Origin of the sequence: Novosphingobium rosa NBRC 15208 (genome assembly GCF_001598555.1) — a bacterium.
GTDB classification, from domain to species: Bacteria; Pseudomonadota; Alphaproteobacteria; order Sphingomonadales; family Sphingomonadaceae; genus Novosphingobium; species Novosphingobium rosa.
In genome coordinates this window covers 1-3,994 of sequence record NZ_BCZE01000154.1, presented here as the reverse complement: position 1 = coordinate 3,994, position 3,994 = coordinate 1, and the positions used below count along the sequence as shown (strand labels likewise).

Annotated in this window: 4 protein-coding genes; 1 reads left to right on the top strand and 3 read right to left on the bottom strand. The window is 66.1% G+C overall.

The window, feature by feature from the left end; all coding sequences use genetic code 11:
* Window positions 1–52 precede the first annotated feature (52 nt).
* The 3 genes from SR3_RS30050 to lptB all read right to left on the bottom strand — a co-directional run bounded on the left by SR3_RS30050 (window position 53) and on the right by lptB (window position 3,185).
* Entirely contained in the window at window positions 53–670 is a 618-nt protein-coding gene (locus SR3_RS30050) for an energy transducer TonB (RefSeq protein WP_084456073.1), read from the bottom strand.
* Between the two features lie 141 nt (window positions 671–811).
* Window positions 812–2,350 (bottom strand): RNA polymerase factor sigma-54, encoded by a 1,539-nt coding sequence (gene rpoN / locus SR3_RS30045; protein WP_068095038.1) that lies wholly within the window; start codon window positions 2,348–2,350, stop codon window positions 812–814.
* A gap of 46 nt (window positions 2,351–2,396) precedes the next feature.
* Window positions 2,397–3,185, bottom strand: a complete 789-nt coding sequence (gene lptB / locus SR3_RS30040) for an LPS export ABC transporter ATP-binding protein (protein ID WP_068095035.1) — start codon at window positions 3,183–3,185, stop codon at window positions 2,397–2,399.
* 207 nt (window positions 3,186–3,392) lie between these two features.
* On the opposite strand from lptB, the gene SR3_RS30035 reads away from it, so the two are divergent.
* A partial coding sequence (locus SR3_RS30035; RefSeq protein WP_281198757.1) for a PmbA/TldA family metallopeptidase occupies window positions 3,393–3,994 on the top strand: 602 nt, incomplete at its 3' end.

Sequence of the window (3,994 nt, the reverse complement as noted above, 5' to 3'; positions counted from 1 at the left end):
TCCGTCGGAAGACGTTCCGGGAGCGCGAGGGGGTAACCCCCTCGCACTTCTCTTAATCTCCTTCACGCGGCATCACCCACCGCATCGTGCCATTGGCAAAACCTTCCGATGCCGGCTGGCCGCTGTCATCCAGCGCCGGGCTGAACCGCGCGCGGCGCGTGATCAGCTTGCAGGTGGCATTGTCCAGCCCTGGCCATGTGCTGGATCTGGTGATGGAACAGCTGCTGACGCGACCGTCCGCGCCGATGGTCAGGTTAAAGCGGGTGACGCCTTCATGCCTGGCTTTGAGGTCGGGCGAGGGGTAGTCTTCCCATGTGATCCAGTCGCCGCTTTGGCTACGGGGTTTGGCCGCCGTGGCCAAGCCAGAGCGATGCACCGGCGGCGCGGATCTGATGCTGTCGCCGATGGTGAGCAGATGTACGGGGGCAAGCGGCGGTGTTTCGGTGGGATGGCCGGGTGGTTCCGTCACGGGCGTGAAGGGCAGGTATGGCAACGGCTCTATCAGCACCGGCCCTTCCTTGCGGATGGTGTTCGACAGAGGCATGCGCATCTCCACGCCCTGCGCCAGCGTATACATGCCGATCACATGAATAAGTCCGACGCTGGCCAGAACGCCCATGGTCCGCCGGGTATCGGGGCGGAGGGTGGCGTGTGACGACATATAAGTCATGGCGCCGCTCCTGTCTGGCCCAGACGTCGGGGACTTGGTGATAAGTCATAACGTATCACGAATCGCGGTGCGCGAAAGCGAGATTTTCATGGAGGTCTGGCGGGAATTTCGAGGTCAGGACTTTAGCCGATCCGCGCGCGACTAAAGCTTTCCCGCCAATGCTTTCTGCCTGCGCCGCTGTACGGAAGAGCCCAGCCCGATGGCCTCGCGATATTTGGCCACGGTGCGGCGGGCCAGGTCGAAGCCGCGCTCTTTCAGCAGATCGACCAGCGTATCGTCGGAGAGGATCTTCTTGGGGTCTTCGGCATCGATCAGTTGCTTGATCGCGGCCTTCACCGCCTCGGCGGAGACCGCGCCCTCGCCATCCGACGACGCCACGCCCGAGGTGAAGAAATACTTCAGCTCAAAGGTGCCGCGCGCGAAATTGAGATATTTGTTCGAGGTCACCCGGCTCACGGTCGATTCATGGAGCGAGACCGCCTCGGCCACGGCGCGCAGGGTCAGGGGCTTCAAATGGCTGACGCCATGGCGGAAAAAGCCGTCCTGCTGCTTCACGATCTCGCTGGCGACTTTCAGGATGGTCTTCTGCCGCTGGTCCAGCGCCTTGATCAGCCAATTGGCATCGGCCAGCTTTTCGGAAAGCCAGCCCTTGCCGGCCTTGTCATCGCAGCCGCGCCGCATCTCTACGTAATAGCTGCGGTTGACCATCAGCCGGGGCAATGTGGCCTGATTGATCGCCACCATCCAGCCGCCATCGGGGCGCGGGGTGATCAGAATGTCGGGCACCACGGGCTCGCCGCCGGTGCTGCCATAGCGCAGGCCGGGTTTGGGATCGTAGTCGCGCAATTCGCGCAGCATATCGGCGAGGTCTTCGTCATCGACCCCGCACATGCGCTTCAGGCGCGGAAATTCGCCGCGCGCGACCATATCCAGATTGTCGATCAGGCGGGCCATGGCGGGGTCGTAGCGGTCGGCTTCGCGCGCCTGCAGGGCGATGCATTCCGACAGGCTGCGCGCGCCCACGCCGGTGGGTTCCAGCGCCTGCACCAGCGCGAGGGCGGCCTCCATTTCGGCCAGCGGCACGCGCAGATCCTCGGCCAGTTCGGGGAGGGAGAGGGGCAGATAACCGGCATCGTCCAGCTGGTCGATCAGGAAGCGGGCGATAAAGCCGATGCGCGTGGCTTCCTCGCCCGCCAGCGCCAGCTCCGCGCCGATCTGGGCGTGGAGGTGTTGGGCCAGCGTCTCGCCATCGCCGCCATGCTCATCGATGGCCGGGCCTTCGCCGCCCGAGGCGATGATCGCCTCGCCATCATAGGGGCCTGAAAAGTCGGTTTCTGGCGCGGGGGAGGGGGCTTCGAATGTGGCATCGCCCGTATCGCGGTCCACATCCAGCGCGCCCGCGTCGATATCGAGCGGGCGATCTTCGCTGGCGCGGCCCTCGCCGATCAGCTGATCGATGGGCGAGCTTTCCAGCGTGGTGCGGCGTTCGTCGGGCGCCTCGCCGGGCGCATCGGCGGCGGGCGCGGCGATGTCCAGCAGCGGATTGGCGTCCAGCGCGTCGCCGATAAAGGTCTCGATTTCCAGATTGGAGAGCGCCAGCAGCTTGATCGCCTGCTGCAGCTGCGGCGTCATCACCAGCGACTGCGATTGCCGCAGATCCAGCCGCGGCCCCATCGCCATGCCCTAGCCCCCCCGAGCCGGCATCAGAGATCGGCCCCCGCTGCCATCACAGTGAAAAGTTCTCGCCCAGATAGAGGCGGCGCACGTTTTCATCGGCCACCAGCGCTTCCGGGCTGCCCGCGAACAGCACCTGACCGCCGTAGATGATGGTGGCGCGGTCGCAGATATCCAGCGTTTCGCGCACATTGTGGTCGGTGATCAACACGCCGATGCCGCGCCCTTTCAGATCCTTCACCAGATGGCGGATGTCGCCGATGGAGAGCGGATCGATGCCCGCGAAAGGCTCGTCCAGCAGCATGATCGAGGGGCTGGCGGCCAGCGCGCGCGCGATCTCGCAGCGGCGGCGTTCACCGCCCGACAGGGCCATGGCCGGGCTGGCGCGCAGGCGCGTCAGGCCGAATTCGTCGAGCAGGCGCTCCAGTTCACGCGCGCGGATTTCGGGATCGGGCTCGACCAGTTCCAGCACCGAGCCAATGTTCTGCTCCACCGTCAGGCCCCGGAAAATCGAGGTTTCCTGCGGCAGATAGCCCAGCCCCAGCACCGCGCGGCGGTACATCGGCAGCTTGGTGATATCCACGCCATCGAGCAGGATGCGGCCCGAATCCGGCTTCACCAGACCCATGATCGAATAGAAGCAGGTGGTCTTGCCCGCGCCGTTCGGGCCCAGCAGGCCCAGCACCTCGCCCTTGGCGACGGAGAGCGAAATGTCGGTCAGCACCGCGCGCTTGTCGTAGCTCTTGGCGATGGACACGACCTCCAACCCGCTGAAGCTGGGGTTGAGGGACGCGGCATTGGCCGAGGGGGCGGGGGCCGAAGGGGCGATGGTTTCAGTCATCAGACCGGTGATTTAGGCGCGGGCGGCGCGCGGGGCAAGGTGGTGAATGCAATCTGGCAGGTTTCGTGCATGGATCGCCGCAGAAGTGATGCGCCAAGGCCACCTGTTCCGGACATGGGGCGCCAAGATTGCCCCACGCCCCATGGGCGGCTAGAGGCAGGGCAGCACGAGGGCCTTCTCCGCCCGATCCTTGAGGACATCACTACCATGCTGAGCACCACCGACGCGCAGGAACGCGCCTCCGCCCTGATCGCGCGCGCGCGCCGCGCCGGGGCGGATGCCAGCGATGCGGTCTATGTCAGCGATGCCTCCGAAAGCGTGACGGTGCGGCTGGGACAGCTCGAGGATGTCGAGCGTTCGGAAAACGAGCATATCGGGTTGCGGGTGTTCATCGGCCAGCGTTCGGCCACCATCGGCTCCTCCGATCTGAGCGACGCCGCGCTGGATGAGCTGGCGGATCGCGCCGTCGCCATGGCGCGTCTGGCCCCGGAAGACCCCTATGCCGGTCTGGCCCCGGAAGAGTTGCTGGTGAAAGGCGCTCTGCCCGATCTCGATCTGGTCGATCCCAAACAGCTCAGCCCTCAGGATTTGCGCGCTCTGGCGCTGGAGATGGAGGAGGTTGCGCGCAGCCACCCCGGCGTCACCAACAGCGAAGGCGCCAGCGCCAGCGCGGGCGGCGCGGTGGTGGCGCTGGCCACCAGCCATGGCTTTGCGGGCGCTTACGCGGGCACCAGCCGCTCGCTGAGCGCGGGCGCCGTGGCGGGCGAGGGCAGCGCCATGCAGCGCGACAGCGGCTGGCGCAGCGCCCG